This window comes from Mesorhizobium xinjiangense (assembly GCF_009749525.1).
Taxonomy (GTDB): domain Bacteria; phylum Pseudomonadota; class Alphaproteobacteria; order Rhizobiales; family Rhizobiaceae; genus Mangrovimarina; species Mangrovimarina xinjiangensis.
Genome location: NZ_WOAC01000004.1, coordinates 24,388 through 42,705, shown reverse-complemented (window position 1 = coordinate 42,705; position 18,318 = coordinate 24,388). Strand labels below are relative to the sequence as shown.

18 protein-coding genes are annotated in these 18,318 nt (G+C 63.3%); 8 read left to right on the top strand and 10 right to left on the bottom strand.

Annotated elements, in window-relative coordinates; translation table 11 throughout:
* Window positions 1–19 precede the first annotated feature (19 nt).
* From GM909_RS05945 to rpmG, 3 genes are all read left to right on the top strand, one after another.
* Complete coding sequence (locus GM909_RS05945; protein ID WP_157015512.1) at window positions 20–760, top strand: NUDIX hydrolase; 741 nt, start codon at window positions 20–22, stop codon at window positions 758–760.
* 19 nt (window positions 761–779) lie between these two features.
* Window positions 780–1,973: an MFS transporter gene (locus GM909_RS05940; protein WP_157015299.1), complete on the top strand. Its 1,194-nt coding sequence runs from the start codon at window positions 780–782 to the stop codon at window positions 1,971–1,973.
* Between the two features lie 187 nt (window positions 1,974–2,160).
* Entirely contained in the window at window positions 2,161–2,328 is a 168-nt protein-coding gene (gene rpmG, locus GM909_RS05935) for a 50S ribosomal protein L33 (RefSeq protein ID WP_157015298.1), read from the top strand.
* A 64-nt stretch (window positions 2,329–2,392) separates the two neighbouring features.
* Here the strand turns inward: rpmG and GM909_RS05930 are convergent, their stop codons facing one another.
* Window positions 2,393–2,623 (bottom strand): DUF6429 family protein, encoded by a 231-nt coding sequence (locus GM909_RS05930; protein WP_157015297.1) that lies wholly within the window; start codon window positions 2,621–2,623, stop codon window positions 2,393–2,395.
* A gap of 418 nt (window positions 2,624–3,041) precedes the next feature.
* Complete coding sequence (locus GM909_RS05925; protein WP_157015296.1) at window positions 3,042–3,413, bottom strand: response regulator; 372 nt, start codon at window positions 3,411–3,413, stop codon at window positions 3,042–3,044.
* A gap of 321 nt (window positions 3,414–3,734) precedes the next feature.
* Here GM909_RS05925 and GM909_RS05920 point away from each other — a divergent pair, with 321 nt between their 5' ends.
* Together GM909_RS05920 and GM909_RS05915 are read left to right on the top strand one after the other, a co-directional pair.
* Complete coding sequence (locus GM909_RS05920; RefSeq protein ID WP_157015295.1) at window positions 3,735–4,034, top strand: DUF3572 domain-containing protein; 300 nt, start codon at window positions 3,735–3,737, stop codon at window positions 4,032–4,034.
* On the top strand, window positions 4,031–4,684 hold the full coding sequence (locus GM909_RS05915) for a hypothetical protein (protein WP_157015294.1): 654 nt from the start codon (window positions 4,031–4,033) through the stop codon (window positions 4,682–4,684). Before GM909_RS05920 ends, GM909_RS05915 begins: the two co-directional genes overlap by 4 nt.
* Here GM909_RS05915 and GM909_RS05910 read toward each other — a convergent pair.
* Window positions 4,679–5,272, bottom strand: a complete 594-nt coding sequence (locus GM909_RS05910) for a GNAT family N-acetyltransferase (RefSeq protein ID WP_157015293.1) — start codon at window positions 5,270–5,272, stop codon at window positions 4,679–4,681. The two genes, GM909_RS05915 and GM909_RS05910, sit on opposite strands and share 6 nt — an antisense overlap.
* A gap of 67 nt (window positions 5,273–5,339) precedes the next feature.
* Here GM909_RS05910 and GM909_RS05905 point away from each other — a divergent pair, with 67 nt between their 5' ends.
* Window positions 5,340–6,668 carry a DNA polymerase IV gene (locus GM909_RS05905; RefSeq protein WP_157015292.1) on the top strand — a complete coding sequence of 443 codons (1,329 nt, stop codon included), beginning with the start codon at window positions 5,340–5,342 and terminating at the stop codon, window positions 6,666–6,668.
* Window positions 6,669–6,675: 7 nt separating this feature from the next.
* Here the strand turns inward: GM909_RS05905 and GM909_RS05900 are convergent, their stop codons facing one another.
* From GM909_RS05900 to urtA, 6 genes are all read right to left on the bottom strand, one after another.
* Window positions 6,676–6,882, bottom strand: coding sequence for a hypothetical protein (locus GM909_RS05900; RefSeq protein ID WP_157015291.1), 207 nt, complete (start codon window positions 6,880–6,882; stop codon window positions 6,676–6,678).
* 142 nt (window positions 6,883–7,024) lie between these two features.
* A complete protein-coding gene (gene urtE, locus GM909_RS05895; RefSeq protein WP_157015290.1) occupies window positions 7,025–7,720 on the bottom strand; it encodes an urea ABC transporter ATP-binding subunit UrtE in 696 nt (231 codons plus the stop codon).
* Between the two features lie 183 nt (window positions 7,721–7,903).
* Window positions 7,904–8,650, bottom strand: coding sequence for an urea ABC transporter ATP-binding protein UrtD (gene urtD, locus GM909_RS05890; protein WP_157015289.1), 747 nt, complete (start codon window positions 8,648–8,650; stop codon window positions 7,904–7,906).
* A gap of 9 nt (window positions 8,651–8,659) precedes the next feature.
* The gene (urtC, locus tag GM909_RS05885; RefSeq protein WP_157015288.1) at window positions 8,660–9,895 is read right to left on the bottom strand and encodes an urea ABC transporter permease subunit UrtC; all 1,236 of its coding nucleotides are present in this window, start codon (window positions 9,893–9,895) and stop codon (window positions 8,660–8,662) included.
* Window positions 9,892–11,511, bottom strand: coding sequence for an urea ABC transporter permease subunit UrtB (gene urtB, locus GM909_RS05880; RefSeq protein ID WP_157015287.1), 1,620 nt, complete (start codon window positions 11,509–11,511; stop codon window positions 9,892–9,894). Before urtB ends, urtC begins: the two co-directional genes overlap by 4 nt.
* Window positions 11,512–11,726: 215 nt before the next feature.
* Complete coding sequence (gene urtA, locus GM909_RS05875) at window positions 11,727–13,022, bottom strand: urea ABC transporter substrate-binding protein (RefSeq protein ID WP_157015511.1); 1,296 nt, start codon at window positions 13,020–13,022, stop codon at window positions 11,727–11,729.
* 760 nt (window positions 13,023–13,782) lie between these two features.
* On the opposite strand from urtA, the gene GM909_RS05870 reads away from it, so the two are divergent.
* Complete coding sequence (locus GM909_RS05870; protein ID WP_157015286.1) at window positions 13,783–15,027, top strand: PQQ-dependent sugar dehydrogenase; 1,245 nt, start codon at window positions 13,783–13,785, stop codon at window positions 15,025–15,027.
* Between the two features lie 82 nt (window positions 15,028–15,109).
* A complete protein-coding gene (locus GM909_RS05865) occupies window positions 15,110–15,436 on the top strand; it encodes a c-type cytochrome (RefSeq protein ID WP_198174143.1) in 327 nt (108 codons plus the stop codon).
* 3 nt (window positions 15,437–15,439) lie between these two features.
* Here GM909_RS05865 and cckA read toward each other — a convergent pair whose 3' ends face one another.
* Window positions 15,440–18,034 carry a cell cycle histidine kinase CckA gene (gene cckA, locus GM909_RS05860; protein ID WP_157015284.1) on the bottom strand — a complete coding sequence of 865 codons (2,595 nt, stop codon included), beginning with the start codon at window positions 18,032–18,034 and terminating at the stop codon, window positions 15,440–15,442.
* Window positions 18,035–18,318: the final 284 nt, after the last annotated feature.

The following is an 18,318-nucleotide window of genomic DNA, read 5'->3' as shown; positions in this document are numbered from 1 at the left end:
CGCGAGGCGGCACACGATGATGGAAGGCATGAGTCGGGCGCAGGTCGACAAGGCCGAATCGAAGGATTTCGCCCTTGGCGGCAAGCCGATGCGGCCGCGCGACGCCGCCACGCTCATTCTGCTGGACCGCAGCGGCAGCCAGCACAAGGTGCTGATGGGCCGGCGCCACCGCGCCCACGCCTTCATGCCGGGCAAGTTCGTCTTTCCGGGCGGACGCACCGATCCCGCCGACAGCCGCGTGCCCGTGGCCGCCGGGCTGCCCCTCGCAGAGGAAATGCGGATCGCCGGTGCTCATGCCCGCGCAACGCCGGCGCGCGCCAGGGCCATCGCCATGTCGGCCGTGCGCGAGACCTACGAGGAAGCGGGACTGCTGATCGGCCGCAAGGCCTCGTTCTCCACCTCGAAGGAAGGTTGGCAGGGATTTGCCGAGCACGGCGTTCGTCCCGCCCTCGACGGTCTGCGCTTCATCGCCCGCGCCATTACGCCGCCCGGACGTGTGCGGCGCTTCGACACGCGTTTCCTCGCCGCCTGGCGTGACGACGTGGCCGTCGCCCTGGCCGACGGCGGGCCGACGGAAGAGCTCGAAGAACTCGTCTGGTTGCCGATCGCCGAGGCCAAGCAGGCCGACATTCCGGCCATCACGCGTACCGTGCTGGAGGAACTGGAAGGACGCCTCGAGACCGACCCGGACCTCGAGCCGGGCGGGCAGGCTCCCTTCTACCGCATGCTGCACAATCGATTCGTGCGCAATCTCGTCTGACAACGAAACGGCTGCTGCGATGGTTGGTGTGTTGCGGTCGCAGGACGTCTCAACCGATGAAACGATCCGCTGGCCTTCCCTGGCCGCGGCCATCGCTTCCATTACCGCGGTCGGCATTGCGCTCGGCCTCGGCGTGCCACTCTTGAGCGTGATCCTCGAGGCGCGCGGCCATTCGGCCTCCATGATCGGCCTCAACACGGCGGTCGCCGGCGTCGCCTCCATCGCCGTGGCGCCGTTCGCCATTCCCATCGCAACCAGGTTCGGCGTGGTCGCCACGATCCTGGCGGCCATCCTTGCCGGCGCCCTTTCCTTCCTCGGCTTCTACTTCGCCGACGCCTTCTGGATGTGGTTTCCCTTGCGCGCGGTCATGCACGCGGCAATCACGATCCTGTTCATCCTGTCGGAATTCTGGATCAGCGTATCGGCACCGCCCCACCGCCGCGGCCTCATTCTCGGAATCTATGCAACCGTATTGTCGCTCGGCTTTGCGGCCGGCCCCTGGCTTTTCGCCCAGATCGGCAGCGAAGGCTTCGCTCCGTTCGGTGTCGGCTTCGCCATAACGATCCTCGCCGCGCTGCCGGTTCTGGCGGCATGGCGCCAAAGCCCCGACATCAGCGGGCACGAGACGGGTGGCGGGTTTGCGCGCTACATCTTTCTCGTGCCGACGGCGACGGCCGCCGTGCTGGTCTTCGGCGCCGTCGAGACGGGCGGGTTTGCACTGTTTCCCATCTACGGCAACCGTATCGGCTACAACGAGGCCGACGCCGCAATGCTGTTGACCATGGTCGGCCTCGGCAACGTGCTTCTGCAGATCCCGCTCGGCATGATCAGCGACCGGGTGCCCGACCGCCGCCTGCTTTTGGCATTGTGCAGCCTGATCGGGCTTGCCGGCATGGTCGTGCTGCCGTTCATCGTCGAAAGCTGGTATCTGGCAGCAGCGGTTCTGTTCGTATGGGGCGGCGTGGTCGCCGGGCTCTACACGATCGGGCTGGCGCATCTCGGCGCACGGCTGAAGGGTCACGATCTGGCCTCGGCCAATGCCGCCTTCGTCTTCTGCTACGGTATCGGCATGCTGCTTGGCCCGCAGCTGATCGGCATCGGCATGGATACGTTCGGCCCGCACGGTTTCGCCTGGACGCTGGGGGTCTTCTTCGCCGCCTATTTCATGCTGGCCGCGGCGAGGCTCGTCGCACCTGTCAACAAGAAGGTGTGAGGCTGCTCGGAAGCACGCATCATGGCCGGCGCCGAGCCAGGCGATGGGCCCGTTCACGGCCAAAGACTTGACTTTCCCGGCGGCTGGTTTATGTGTCCGGCAGTTTTCCGCGGCCGGTTGCAAACTGAGCGTTTCTGCGGAGCTTTTTCGCGACTCGCAATCTCATTATCAGAACGGACGAAATGCCATGGCCAAAGCCGCCAACATCAAGATCAAGCTTCTGTCGACCGCAGACACCGGCTATTTCTATGTGACGAGCAAGAACAGCCGCACTAAGACCGATAAGATGGTCATGCGCAAATATGACCCGGTCGCCAAGAAGCATGTCGAGTTCAAGGAATCCAAGATCAAGTAATTGATCGCGCCTTGACCGTTGAAAGCGCCGCCCGCCGGGCGGCGTTTTCATTTGGGCGAGCCATTCACCCTTTCCGCGCAAACAGGGTTTCGAACAGCGCCTGCGCCCGCTTCAACCCGTCATCCGTGAGCGCGACGGACTTCGCCTTGTTGGCCGGATTGCCGATCAATCCCTTCTCGTGCAGGCGATCCAGCGTATCCCGGTCAACCGTCTTCCAGGCACGCCGTTCATCGTGCAATGTCAGCCACAGCAGGCCGAGTACGGTATCGTCGATCTTTTCCGTATCGATCTCCATGGGTGCACCTATAGCCGATCACGGAAACAGATGTGAGCGTCCCAGCGGCGTAAGCCCGAGACATCGGACCACGTCTGATACGGGACCCCCGAGGGGCTCTTGACTGATGAATGCGGGGGCCGACCAGCGTTCTGACAGCGGTACGAGGAGGCCACTGAACGTCAGTGCCGGTCGGCCGACCCCACGCAACCCAGGAGATGCGGCGGACCTGAGCATCATGGGGTATCGGAAAGAACACGTCGCCCCTTGCCCCGCTGCGACGTCTCCTCGGTTCCGTTGCTGCAGACAGTCGCGCAATACTCTCCGAAAATCAACCGCTTCTTAAGCAACTGATTCGATTCGACGGCATTAACCTAAACGGCGCTCGATGCCGCCACGGCCCGGTGCGTAGACCGAACGTGACAGGCCCCTGGCAGCCTCACGCATCTCCCAGATAGGAGTTTATGGTCTCGATGAATTTTGCCACCGAGATCGGCTTGGAGATATAGGCCTCGCAGCCGCCCTGGCGTATGCGTTCCTCGTCCCCTTTCATGGCGAAAGCGGTGACTGCGATGACGGGAATCGAGTGCAGGTCATCGTCCTCTTTCAGCCATTTCGTGACCTCGAGGCCCGAGACCTCCGGCAACTGGATGTCCATCAGGATCAGGTCGGGCCGGTGCGCACGGGCAAGGTCCAGCGCTTCCAGACCATTGCGGGTGCGAACCGTCTCGTAGCCGTTCGCTTCGATGAGATCGCGAAAGAGCTTCATGTTGAGCTCGTTGTCTTCCACGATCATGACTTTCTTGGCCATATTGCCTGCCCATCCGAGGCTGCTCGGCCGAATACTCCGGCCTCATCGTCCGATGCGCCTACTAAACTGACTTGATTGATGAAAAGCAAATCGGAACGGCAAAATTGTCCTAACCGGATCCTCGCTTTAGGGAAGCGATACACCGGTGCACCTCTTGATTGACGCAGTTCAGGGCGGAGAGCCGGCTTCCGCCTTTCCGGGCAATTGCTTACAAGTCGACGCCGTCCGTCTTCGGCTGCAGCGGCCGGCGCAAGCGCCTTGCGCGACCCGGTTGGAATGTCTAGACCAACCGGAAATCAGGCCTGTTGGGAAAAATTGCCTATGAGGAGCGACAACACGCATTCTACCGACGCCCAATCCATCGCGATCAAGGCGCTCGGCTTCATCGCATCAGACGACACGTTGTTGCAGCGCTTTCTCGCCATTTCCGGCATTGAGGCGGAACAGATCCGCACGGCCGCGCGCGAGCCCGGCTTTCTGGCCGGCGTTCTCCAGTTCGTACTGGCGCACGAGCCGACCCTGATGCAGTTTTGCGAAGCCTGCGACGTCGAGCCCGCGGCCGTCGGTGCGGCCATGCACAACCTGCCGTTCGGCAATGACCGCGATGGCGGATCGCAATGAGCGTCGATCCCGAAACGCTCAGACAGATCGAAGCGCTGTCGCTGGACACACGTCCGCTTCTGGTTCTCGATGTCGATGATGTCGTGCTCGAATTCATCCGGCCCTTTCCGCGTTTCCTCGCCGCCAACGGCTATGAATTGCGGCTGGAATCCTTCCGGCTCAACGGCAATGTGCGCGACCGCGCCACCGGCAAGCCTGCACCGCGCGAACAGGTCGGCGAACTCCTCGGAGCCTTCTTCGATGCTCAGGCGGAGTGGCAGACGCTCACCGACGGCGTGGCCGACACGATCGCTGGCTTCGCCGACGATGCAGAGATCGTCATGCTGACGGCGATGCCGCATCGCCATCGCGCCATACGCCGCGCGCATCTCGACAGGCTCGGCCTGCACTGCCCGCTTGTGACGACCGAGATGGCGAAAGGCCCGGCGATCCGCCGCTTGCGGGGACAATCGGACCGGCCGGTCGCCTTTGTCGACGACCTGCCGCACAACCTCGTTTCGGCGCGCGACAGCGTGTTCGACGCGCATCTGTTTCATCTCATGGCCGACAATTCCGTGCGTGCGCTTCTTCCACAGCCGCCTGACGATGTCGTCATGTTGGACAACTGGCGCAAGGCGCGGCTCCCGATCGCCGCGGCCCTGGGCCTATAAGGCAGACCAAGGACCGAGCTCGAGCCGCATGAGCGGCCGGCCCGCCTTTCGCTCCGCGATCTTTTCAAAACGCGCCTTCTCAAAAACCCGCGTCGAGCCGACGAAGAGACCGACCGATCGTGAATCCCTGGATTGAGTGATCGGGCAGGCGTCGAGCACTCTGGCGTTTGAAGAGCGCGCATGGTCGATGCCGGCCGCCACCAGGCGATGGGACAGACCCTGCCTCCTGGCCTTGGTGCGAATGAAGAAACAGGAGATCGCCCAGACGCTCTCGTCGGCCGCCTCGTGCGGTTCGAGCGGTGCGCAGACGCGGCCCGCATTGTTCCACTCCGGCACGTCGGCGCGCGGACCGATCTGCATCCAGCCGACCGCGAGTTCGCCATCGAATGCGAGCAATCCCGGCGCAGGCCCCGCCTCCACCCGCGCCTTCATATGAGCGCGATTGCCGATTCGGTCATTCTCACGCCGCCGTGCGGGCGGCAAGCGAAAATGGGTGCACCAGCAGCCATAGCAAGCGCCCTGCTTGCCGAACAGATCCTCGAAGGCCGGCCAGAGATCCGGCGTCAACGGTTTGATTTCAATGGACAAGACTTCTTCCTCCGGATAGCGGCTTGCCCACCCCGGCCGCGTCGCGTAACATGCAAATGTTCTCTTTATGTTCGCAGCAATGAGCCCGACTGTCAACAACCCGAACCATGGCTTCTGCAGAGACTGTCTGCATCCGCTGGAGGCAGCGGCACCACGCTGCCGGCGCTGCGGCAGTCCGCGCCTTGTCGCCCACAGCGAACTCTACCGGCTGTCGATCGCCCATATCGACTGCGATGCCTTCTATGCCGCGGTGGAAAAGCGCGACAATCCGGAATTGCGCGACAAGCCGGTCATCATCGGCGGCGGCAAGCGCGGCGTCGTCTCGACGGCCTGCTACATCGCCCGCATCCACGGGGTCCGTTCGGCCATGCCGATGTTCAAGGCGCTGGAAGCCTGCCCGCAGGCCATCGTCATCAAGCCGGACATGGAAAAGTATGTGCGGGTCGGGCGCCAGATGCGCGCCCTCATGGAGGAACTGACCCCGCTCGTGCAGCCGATCTCGATCGACGAGGCGTTTCTCGATCTGTCGGGCACCGAGCGCCTGCATGGCCTGCCCCCGGCGCTCGTCCTGGCGCGTTTTGCCCGGCGGCTGGAAGACGAGATCGGCATCACGGCCTCGGTCGGCATTTCCTATTGCAAGTTCCTGGCCAAGATCGCATCCGATTTCCGCAAGCCGCGCGGCTTCTTCGTCATCGGCGAGGCGGAAGCCGTTTCCTTCCTGGCCGATCAGCCGGTGACGATGATCTGGGGCGTCGGGAAAGCGTTTGCGGCTACGCTTGCCAGCGACGGCATCACACGGATCGGACAGTTGCAGGAACTCGACCGCAACACGCTGATGAAGCGTTACGGCACGATGGGCGACCGGCTTTATCATCTGGCACGGGGCCAGGACGAACGCCGGGTCGACCCCGAGCGCGACGCCAAGAGCGTTTCGGCCGAAACCACCTTCGACGTCGACCATGCGCGCCTCGACGAACTCGTTCCGGTGCTGCGCGCCCTGTCGGAAAAGGTTTCGCGGCGGCTGAAGAAAGCGCACATCGCCGGCCGCACGGTGGTGCTCAAGCTGAAGACGCATGATTTCAAGATCCGCACACGCAATCGCCGGCTCGGCGATCCGACGCGCCTTGCCGACCGCATCTTTTCCGTGGGCTTGGAGCTTTTGCGCAAGGAGGCCGACGGCACGCGTTACAGGCTGCTCGGCATAGGCGTCAGCGATCTGTGCGACGACGCCCGCGCCGACCCGCCGGACATGATCGATGAGACGGCGCGCAAGCGGGCCATGGCCGAAGGTGCCATCGACAGGCTGCGGGACAAATTCGGGCGAGCCGCGGTGGAGACCGGCTTCACCTTCGGCAAGGGCCGCAACGCACACCCGCCCGACGGGTCCGAGGAATGAAACGACACTATTTCCTGGCGTGCTTGTCCATGGTGGTCGTAGAGGTCACCGAGACCGGATCGCTGGCTGGAAACGTATCCTCCAGCCCCTCGTCCAGTTCTTCATCGCGCCGCTTGTCGTCGGTGCTCTTGCGCGCCGCACGCTCCTTCCTGAAGGCTTCGGCCGCAGGCGACGTGCGCGATCTGTTCGGTGTGGCGGGCTTTTGGGTTGGCATTGGCGGCTTCCTCGTATCCGGGCCAATCACGTAAGAGGCATGATGGACCTCGGCGTCCCAGTTGCCAAGCCTGCCGATTGCCGGCAACCACCGGCCGGGCGAAACGGCGGCCTGCCAGCACCTTGTCCGTACGCGGCGACGATCAGACGGTCAGGAACTTGCGCACGTCCGGCCTGTCGAGGTCTTCGGCCGGTCCCGAATGAACGATCTGCCCCCGGTCCATTACGTGGACATCGTCGGCAAGTTCGCGGCAGAAGTCGAGATATTGCTCGACCAGCAGGATCGCGATGCCTGCCGTGTCCCTGAGGAAGCGGATGGCGCGGCCGATATCCTTGATGATCGACGGCTGGATGCCCTCCGTCGGCTCGTCGAGCACCAGGAGTTTTGGCCTCATGGTCAGCGCGCGGCCGATGGCAAGTTGCTGCTGCTGCCCGCCCGACAGGTCGCCGCCGCGCCTCGACAGCATGTCGTTGAGCACCGGAAAGAGCTCGAAGACATGGGCCGGGATAGTTCGGTCGGCCCTTTTGAGCGGCGCAAAACCGGTTTCCAGATTTTCCTTCACCGTCAGTAGGGAGAATATCTCCCGTCCCTGCGGCACATAAGCGATGCCCGACCGGGCGCGGTCGTAAGCCGCGCTCCGGCCGAGCGCCTTCCCCTCGAAGGCGATCTCGCCGCTCGTCAGCCGGTGATGGCCGACGATGGCATTCATGAGGCTGGTCTTTCCCACGCCGTTGCGGCCGAGCACGCAGGTGATCCGCCCGGCTTCTGCGCTCAGGGACACGCCGCGCAGGGCTTGCGCCGCGCCATAGTGGAGATGGGCATCGGTGACGGTCAGCATGCTCTCTCTCCTGATCGGGCGGGAGCATTGGTGCATGTGAATGCGCCCCCTCCACCGCCTTCGGCGTTCGCCCTCCCCCGGAAACGGTGTAGGATCAAGCAGCGCGCACGGCTCCCCGGCTGCGCAGCGGGGGCGGCGGACCATGCCGAGCATGGTGGAGAGGGCGCGTAGTTCGTCATACCCTCATCGCCCCAGATAGACCTCGATCACGCGTTCGTCGGCGGCCACATGGTCGAGCGAGCCTTCCGAAAGGACCGAGCCTTCGTGCAGGCAGGTGACCTTGACGTCCAGTTCGCGCACGAAATGCATGTCGTGCTCGACCACGATTACCGAATGGGTCCGGGCAATGTCCTTCAGGAGCCGCGCCGTCTCTTCCGTCTCGGCGTCCGTCATGCCTGCCACCGGCTCGTCGACCAGAAGCAGCTTGGGGTCCTGCGCCAGGAGCATGCCGATCTCCAGCCATTGCTTCTGGCCGTGCGAAAGGTCGGCGGCGGGATCGTACCGGCGCCCGGTCAGGCGGATCGTCTGCAAGATGGCCTCGACCCGTTCGGCCTCGGCAGAGCTGGAGCGATGGAAGATTGCAGGGAGGATGCGGCGCGGCCCTGCAAGCGCAAGCAGCAGATTGTCCTCCACGCTGTGGCTTTCGAAGACGGTCGGCTTTTGAAACTTGCGTCCGATCCCCATGACCGCGATGTCGGCCTCGTCGTGCCGGGTCAGGTCGATGTCGCCGTCGAAGAAGACCTCGCCCGTGTCCGGCCGCGTCTTGCCGGTGATGATGTCCATCATCGTCGTCTTGCCCGCGCCGTTGGGGCCGATGATCGCGCGCATCTCGCCTTCGGCCAGAACCAGCGACAGATTGTTGATCGCCTTGAAGCCGTCGAAAGAGACCGAAACGCCGTCGAGATAAAGAATGGTATCCTTCCTGCCCATCGGTTGCTCCTATTCGGCCGGCTGCGGCTCGGCGCCGCCGCTTGAGGGGCCCGAGCGCACAGAGGAGGACGGCGTGGCCTGGACGTCATTCGTTCCCGGTGTGGGTTCTTCCCCTGCCGGCGGACGCCCCGCCTTGCGTGCCGCCCTGTCACGCCGCGACCGGCGCCATTGGTCATAGGCGCCGACGACGCCCTTGGGCAGGAACAGGGTCACGGCGATGAACAGCCCGCCGAGCGCGAAGAGCCAGAATTCCGGCAAGACGCCGGTGAACCAGCTTTTCGCGCCATTGACCATCAGCGCGCCGATCACCGGGCCGACGAGCGTGCCCCTGCCGCCAACAGCGGTCCATACGACGATCTCGATCGAGTTGGCCGGCGCGAACTCGCCCGGATTGATGATGCCGACCTGCGGCACGTAAAGCGCGCCGGCGATGCCGGCCATGACGGCCGAGGCGACGAAAGCGAACAGCTTGACGTTCTCCGGACGCCAGCCGATGAAACGGGTGCGGCTTTCGGCGTCGCGCACGGCGATCATCAGCTTGCCGAATTTCGATGTGGTCAGAAACGCCGTGACCGCCAGGGCGAATGCCAAAGCGCATGCGCTTGCCGCGAACAGTGCCGCCCGCGTGCCGGGTGCCTGGACGTTGAAGCCCAAAATGTCCTTGAAATCGGTCAGGCCGTTGTTGCCGCCAAAGCCCATGTCGTTGCGGAAGAAAGCGAGCAGCAGCGCGTAGGTCAGCGCCTGGGTGATGATCGAGAGATAAACGCCTGTGACGCGGCTTCTGAATGCGAACCAGCCGAAAACGAAGGCCAGCGCGCCGGGGACGAGCACGATCATGATGGCGGCGAACCAGAACTGATCGAAGCCGTACCAATACCATGGCAGCTCCTTCCAGTTCAAAAAGACCATGAAGTCGGGTAGATCCGGATTGCCGTAGACACCGCGCGTTCCGATCTGGCGCATCAGATACATGCCCATCGCATAGCCGCCGAGCGCGAAGAAGGCGCCGTGGCCGAGCGACAGGATTCCGCAAAAGCCCCAGACGAGATCAAGCGCCAGCGCCAGCAGCGCATAGGTGAGGTACTTGCCGGTCAGCGCGACGATATAGTTGGGCACGTGAAACGGGCTCGACGGCGGCACCGCCAGGTGCAGGACGGGCACGATCACCGCCGCCGCCAGCAGCAACAGGATCACGGTCAGGACGCGGCGGTCGATCCCGCCGGCAAACAGGCGCCGGGTGATCATGCCTCGACCGCCCTCCCCTTGAGCGCGAAGAGCCCGCGCGGCCGCTTCTGGATGAACAGGATGATGACGACGAGGACCAGGATCTTGCCCAGCACGGCCCCCGCATAGGGTTCGAGGAACTTGTTGAGAATGCCGAGCGAGAAGGCGCCGACCAGCGTGCCCCACAGATTGCCGACGCCGCCGAAGACGACCACCATGAAACTGTCGATGATGTAGCCCTGCCCGAGATTGGGCGAGACATTGTCGATCTGGCTGAGCGCCACGCCGGCAATGCCGGCAATGCCCGAGCCGAGCGCGAAGGTGAAGGCGTCGACCCAGGGGGTGCGAATGCCCATCGACGCGGCCATGCGCCTGTTTGCGGTCACGGCACGCATTTGCAGCCCCCAGGCGGTGCGGTTGAAGATGTAGAGAAGCGCGGCGAAGACGGCGAGCGCGAAGACGACGATCCACAGCCGGTTCCAGGTGATGGCCAGTTCGCCGAGTTGGAAGCTGCCCGACATCCAGGACGGATTGCCGACCTCGCGGTTGGTGGGGCCGAAAATGGTGCGCACCGTCTGCTGCAGGACCAGCGAGACACCCCATGTGGCGAGCAGCGTTTCGAGCGGCCGGCCATACAGGAAGCGGATGATGCCGCGCTCGATCGCCAGTCCGACGGCACCGGCGGCAAGAAAGGCCAGCGGCAGCGCGATCGCCAGCGACCAGTCGAACAGCCAGGGCGCCGTGCCGCGGATCACTTCCTGGACGAGGAAGGTCGTGTAGGCGCCAATCATCACCATCTCGCCATGCGCCATGTTGATGACCCCCATGACGCCGAAGGTGATGGCCAGACCGATCGCCGCGAGAAGCAGGACGGAGCCAAGCGAGACGCCGTACCAGACATTCTGCGCCGCGGCCCAGAAGGCCAGGCCGCTCTCGATGGACGAAACGGCGCGCTCGGCGGCCGCCTTCAGATCGCCCTTGGAACGTTCGGCAAATGCCTTCAGGAGCGACAGCGTCTCGCGGTCTGCGCGTGCGCCGAGACGTTCGACGGCGCCCCGCTTTTCGTCATCCGGCAGATCCGAGATCAGAACGGAGGCGGCCCGCGCAGCTTCCAGCGCCGCCTTGACGCCGGCGTCCCGCTCCTTGCCGATCGCCGCATCGAGGGCCTCGATACTGGCAGCATCCGGCGAGGCAAACATGGTTCGCGCCGCCTGCAGCCGCTTGGCGGGATCGGCGGATCCGAGCGTCAGCGATGAAAGAGCATCGCGCACGGCGCGCCGCAGCGAATTGTTGACCTTGACCTTCTCGAACAGGTTCTTCGGTTCCTCGCCCAGCGCTTCTCCGGTCAACGGATCGAAGACCCTGGTGATCTTGCCGGCGTCTTTCGTGATGAAGACCTGATTATCGGACGTGCGGACATGAACGTCGCCGTCGGCCAGCGCATTCAGCACACCGGCCACCGCCGGATCGCCGCTCGCCGCCAGTTCCGCGACGATCGCCCTGGTCTGCGAATAGTTCCCGGTCTCGGCGAATTTGGCGATGATGCCGCGCAACGCCGCATCGTCGGCCTGGGCCGGCGACACCGCCGCGGCGCAAAACGCCGTCAGGATCATTGCGAGCACGCGCAGGAAGGTCATGGAAGATCCGTATCGCCTTGGCCGTTGTTTAGAACATGTCCCGCTCAAACGGAATCGTTTGAGCGAAAGGTACATGTTCCAACATATTGATCAGGCGCGCATATCTTTGCTTCAAACGTTTCCGTTTGAAGCGAACGCGCGCTAGGTTTGGCCCCCGGGCGGACAGGAAACATTGTCCGCCCGGAAGCGTCGCGGTCATTGGTCCGGCCGGCGCGTCAGTTGACGCCCTTGCCGCCGCATTTGCCCGTGGCGACGTTGAAATTGCCGCACGACATCGGCGCACGCCAATCGGCAATCAGGTCCTTGGAATCGGGCAGGTAATCCGACCATTCGTCACCCACGACGAGGCCCGAGGTTTCCCAGACGGTCTCGAACTGGCCGTCTTCCTGGATCTCGCCGATCAGCACCGGCTTGGTGATGTGGTGGTTGGGCATCATGGTGGAGGTGCCGCCGGTCAGATTGGGGACCGAAACGCCGACGATGGCGTCGATGACGGCGTCGGGGTCGGTGGTGCCGGCCTTTTCTACCGCCTCGACCCACATGTTGAAGCCGATATAGTGGGCTTCCATCGGGTCGTTGGTGACGCGGTTGTCATCCTCGATGAACGTCTTCCACGCCTCGATGAATTCGGCGTTTTCGGGCGTTTCGACGGACTGGAAGTAGTTCCATGCCGCCAGATGCCCGACCAGCGGCGCGGCATCGAGGCCGGCAAGCTCCTCTTCGCCGACCGAAAATGCGACGACGGGAATGTCTTCAGCCTTCACACCCTGGTTGGCCAGTTCCTTGTAGAAGGGAACGTTGGCGTCGCCATTGATGGTGGAAACGACGGCGGTTCGCTTTCCGGCCGCGCCGAACGCCTTGATATCGGACACGATCGTCTGCCAGTCGGAATGACCGAACGGCGTATAGTTGATCATGATATCCTCGTCGGCCACACCCTTCGACTTCAGATAGGCCTCGAGGATCTTGTTGGTCGTGCGCGGATAGACGTAGTCGGTGCCGGCCAGCACCCAGCGCTCCACGCCGTCTTCGTTCATCAGATAGTCGACGGCAGGGATTGCCTGCTGGTTGGGTGCGGCGCCCGTGTAGAAGACGTTGCGCTGGCTTTCTTCGCCCTCGTACTGGACCGGATAAAACAGGAGCGAGTTGAGCTCCTCGAACACCGGCAGCACCGATTTGCGCGACACCGACGTCCAGCAGCCGAAAACCGCCGCCACATCGTCGACCGAGATCAACTCGCGCGCCTTTTCGGCAAACAGCGGCCAGTCGGACGCCGGATCGACGACGACCGGCTCAAGTTTCTTGCCAAGCACGCCGCCCTTCTTGTTCTGCTCCTCGATGAGCATCAACATGACATCCTTGAGCGTGGTTTCCGAAATCGCCATCGTTCCCGAAAGCGAGTGCAGGATCCCGACCTTGATCGTGTCCTCCTGCGCCAGTGCCGGCCCTCCGGCGACAAGGCCGACGGCAAGCAGGCCGGCGGAAATCCGCCGGCTGATCGATCCGAGCATTCCCCTCATTATTGAAACCTCCGATTTTTGTTTCACGGCAATTGAGGAATGCAACAGCCGTGCCAATCGGATGACGTGGTTGGACCAGCAACGATTTGGGTGCTTTCGCAGGGGCTAGTGGAACGAATTTGACATTCGATACCCACTCGATGTGGCCTCAGAGGTCGAATTTCAAATTCAAATGTTCCACTAGAATCATAGACTTGCTAGTGGCTCTTTTGTTTCCAACATTTGCCCTCAGGGCCGATACAAATGGGATGCAAATGTTGGAAACGAACCACTAGTGGAACGAATTTGACATTCGATACCCACTCGATGTCGCCCCAGAGATCGAATGTCAAATTCAAAAGTTCCACTAGAATCATAGACTTGCTAGTGGTTCTTTTGTTTCCAACATTTGCCCTCAGGGCCGATACAAATGGGATGCAAATGTTGGAAACGAACCACTAGGCGCTTGCCGCCGCGGCCTGCGGCGCGAACGACCAGGATTCAGGACCCTCACCTGCCACATTTCTAAGCAAGGCCGACCATGCCTGCTCATATATTGCGCACCACGTGTCGTGTGCTCGATCAACAGGCACGGCGTTGCGCGCTGGGAGGGGAGAAGCAGACCATCTTCCGCCTCGACGGCCATCGCCAAAACGTGCATTCTGTCTAATGTTCGGCCTGCCTCCATGCGCTGACCAACTATATCGACCAAACACGCGCATCCGCCGGCTGAATGGCTTTCGCATCGCCACTGTTCAGGGAGGAATGCAAGATGCGCCACGTGACAAGCCTATCGGTTGCCGCGCTGCTCGCCACCACCGGCCTCGCCGCGGCTCAGACCAATCTCGAAAAACTCTCGCAGTTCAAGACCACCGGCACGACCGAATTCACCGAGATCGAGCAAGGCGGCGACAAGTCCGAAGCGATCAATGCGATACTCGAGCAGGTCGACCTGCCCGACGGTTTTGCAATCAGCCTCTATGCCATCGTGCCCGACGCGCGCCACATGGCGGTCGGCCCGCAAGGCATCGCGACCTTCGTGGGAACCCGCAAGACGAAGATCTGGGCCGTGACGGACCGCGACAAGGACCGCGTGGCCGACGAGGTAAAGGATTTTGCGCCTTCGATTGATTTCGCCGTACCCAACGGACCCTGTTTCTCTCCCGAGGGCGTGCTTTACGTCGCCGAGCAGAACCGCGTTCTCTCCTTTCCGGCTGCCGAATTCTTCTATGAGAGCCCGGACGTCGCGGCCTTCAATGTCCTTGCCCAGGGTGAACTGATCCCGGAAGAGGAGGTGAGCTACAACCACACCGCCCGCGTCTGCCGCGTCGGGCCGGACGGCAAGCTCTACATTTCGCTGGGCCAACCCTTCAACGTCCCGGCCGAGGAAAAACTCGATCTGTACAAGCAGCACGGTCTCGGCGGCATCATCCGGATCAACCAGGACGGCACGGGCCGCGAGGTCTATACAAACGGCGTGCGCAACTCCGTCGGACACGACTTCAATCCTGCCAATGGCGAATTGTGGTTCACCGACAACCAGGTCGACGGAATGGGCGACGACATACCGCCCGGCGAGATCAACCGGCAGACCGCGCCCGGCCAGCATTTCGGCTTTCCCTGGTATGGCGGCGGTTCGGTGCGCACGAACGAGTACAAGAACGACGAGCCGCCCGCCGACACGGTCATGCCGGCCGTCGAAATGGATGCGCATGCCGCCGACCTCGGCATGACCTTTTACACAGGCGACCAGTTTCCGGTCAAATATCGCGGCGGCATCTTCTCCGCCCAGCACGGATCGTGGAACCGCACCGAGCCGATCGGCGCACGGGTAATGTTCACCGCGGTCAACGAGGACGGCAGCGCCGGCGAGACCGAGGTGTTCGCCGAAGGTTGGCTGAGCGACAACGGCGAGTATCTCGGCCGTCCGGTCGACGTCGCGGTGCTGCGTGACGGATCGATCCTCGTTTCCGACGATCTCGTCGGCGCGGTCTACAGGATCTCCTATGCGGATTGATGCGGGCCTTGCCGCGAAATGATCCCTGCCCGGCCGGCGGCGTTGCGGCGCTGCCGGCCCGCTTCATCCACGGGAGATGACAATGATCAGAGCGCTTGCGGCCGCGGCCGTTCTAAGTTGCGCCACGGCAGCGGCAAGCCTGGCTGCGGACATGGCAGCAGGCCGCGAAATGGCCCGCCAGAAATGCCAGGTCTGTCACGGCCTCGACGGCATCGCGAAAATCCCCATCGCGCCGCACCTGGCTGGCGAAAGCGCAATCTATCTGCAGACCCAGCTCAAGGCTTTTCGCGAGGGAAAACGGCAGCACGAGATGATGTCGGTTGTCGCCAAGCAACTGAGCGATGCCGACATCGCCGACCTGGCGGCGTGGTACTCGGCCATCGAGATCAGTGCCGAAATGCCCGAATGAAGCTCAATCAGCCGCTTCGAGCATCTCCTTGACGACGGTTGCCAACTGCTTGAGCGAAAACGGTTTTGGCAGGAACCCGAACTTTGCGTCGTCAGGTAGGTTCTTGGCAAATGCGTCCTCGGCATAGCCCGAGACGAAGACGAAGCGAATGTCGGGCTGGCGCTTGCGCAATTCGCCAAGCAGTGTCGGACCGTCCATCTCCGGCATGACCACGTCGGAGACGACGATGTCGATCCGCCCCTCCAGACTGTCGAATATCTCCAGCGCCTCGATGCCGGAGGAAGCCTCGTGCACTGTATAGCCGCGCGAGGTGAGCGCCCGCATGCCGCCCATGCGCACGGCGTCCTCGTCTTCGACCAGAAGAACCGTGGCGGAGCCCGACAGGTCCGTATGCGCAGCCTCCGGCTTTGCCGAGGTGCCTTCGGCCTCGGATGCCGAAGCGCCTTCCGCCACGTCTGCGGCCCGCTTGGCCTCGACATAGCGCGGCAGGAAGATGCGGAACGTCGTTCCCTTGCCGACTTCCGAATCGGCATAGATGAAGCCGCCGGTCTGCTTGATGATGCCGTAGACCATCGACAAGCCGAGACCGGTGCCCTTGCCGACCTCCTTGGTGGTGAAGAAGGGCTCGAAAATCTTCTTCAGCACGTCCGGCGGGATGCCGCTGCCGGAGTCCTCGACCTCCACCACGGCGTAGTCGGCGGCAGCGAGCTCGCGATAGGAAAACCCGGCGCATTCCTCTTCTGTCACGTTGCGCGTGCGAATGACGAGGTCGCCTCCCTCCGGCATGGCGTCGCGCGCGTTGACGGCCAGGTTGACGATCACCTGCTCGAACTGGCCGAGATCGACCTTGACCGGCCACTGATCGCGTCCATGATCGACGCGCAGGCGCACTTCGTTGCCGACCAGCCGCGACAAGAGCATGCGCAGATCGGCCAGGACGTCGGTCAGGCTGAGGACCTCCGGGCGCAGCGTCTGGCGGCGCGAGAAGGCCAGCAACTGGCGCACCAGGGAGGCGGCGCGGTTGGCGTTCTGCTTGATGTTCATGATGTCCTGGAAGGACGGGTCGGACGGCCGATGGTTGGTCAGGAGCAGGTCCGAGGCCATGATGATCGCGGTCAGCACGTTGTTGAAATCGTGCGCGATGCCGCCGGCGAGCTGGCCCACCGCCTGCATCTTCTGGCCCTGGGCCATCTGCGCCTCGAGGGCCTTCTGTTCGGTCGTCTCGACCGCGTAGACAATGGCCGCTTCGTCGGCGTCATCCGTTTCGGCCGCATCGACGACGGCGTTGACGTAAAGGCGCAGATGGCGTTCCTCGTCGCTCGGCAGCACGCTGTCGATGGCGGGGATGTCGGCCTGGCGCTGCTTGGCCTTCTCCAGCGCGGCGGCGAATGTCGCCCGGTCGCGCTCGTGGACCACCTTGTCGAAGCGCACGCGGCGGTCGACGTCGTCGCGGTCGACGACGCTGGAAAACAGCGACAGGAACGGCGCATTGGTGCGCAGGATGCGGCCCTGGCTGTCGATCCCGGCAATCGCCATCGGGGTGGAATTGAAGAAGCGCGTGAAGCGCACCTCCGAGGCGCGCAGCTCCGCCGAAGCATCCTCGCCCAGTTGACGGTTGAGCACGATGGTGCGCGTCGGTCCCGGCGCGCCTTCGCGGCTGGCGGTTGCCCTGTGCATGAAGCGCACCGGCAGGGCCTCGCCGGTAACCGTCTGCAGGTCGAGATCGATGACGGCGTTGCGCGTTGCGCCCGGATCGGCCTTGACCGAACGGATCAGCGCCATGCCGTCGCCGGCCACGATCTCGCCCAGCGTGACCGCGCCCGGCATGAACGAAGCGAGATCGATGCCCAGCCATTCGGCGAGCGTCGCGTTGACATAGGTGATGCGTCCGGCCGGGTCGGCCGAAAAGAAGCCGGCCGGCGCATGGTCGAGGTGGTCGATCGCCTGCTGCAGGTCGAGGAAGAAGCGCTCCTGCTCGGCACGCTCGGCCGAGATGTCCTCGATCTGCCAGGCCGACAGGGGCTGGCGCTGTCCCGGCGAAACGAATGTGCGCGCACGCAGACGATACCAGTGCGCGCCGGGCTCGGATCCGGGCCGCACGGAATGCGAAAGGCGGAACTCGCCGTCCCCTGAGCGCCCGTCCTTCAGCCCGAGGGCGAGACGTTCGACCGTCGGCGCGGCTTCCTGATTGTCGCCCAGAAGACCTTCGATTGTCTTGACGTCGGCCGCCGAGGTGGCACCGGTCAGTTCGGCATACCCGGCATTGGCGTAGAGTACGCGCCCCTTGGCGTCGGTCACGACAAGACCCTGGCGCATGGAATCGACATAGGCCTTGGCCAGTTCGTCGCCGGTCGATCGCGGGGCGATCTGGACGAAGCCTATGGCGCTGGCGAAGAGATAGCCCACGCCGATCATCGCCAGGACACCCAGCATGCCGAGCAGGAACGGATCGCCGAGCCGTTCGCGCAGGATTGCAAATGCAATTGCGGCGAAGATCAGGACGATGACGAAGATCAGGAGGCGGACGATGGTTCCAGGCCGTGAATTCTGGTCGACGATCGGCGCAGGATAGAAATCGTCGCGGCTATCCTTGACCATATTGTCTTTCCGTCCTGCCCGATTCCCTGGTTCAGCTCCCGCCCGGTTGAATCACATTCTTGCAGGGCGGGAAAGCCCAAGAGGCGCGTCATCCCTAAAAACATGACCTGACGCCTGCAGCTGCGCGGCTCGCCGCATGACGCGCTTACCGGCTGCTCGGTGCCCGCTCGAAACCATCGGGCATCAATCTGGAACCCGTCTGCCGGAGTGTGATTGCCGGCGGCAAACGGAATTGATTCCACATTGTTGTCCGATGCACTAACCTTGGCCTGAACGAACAGTGT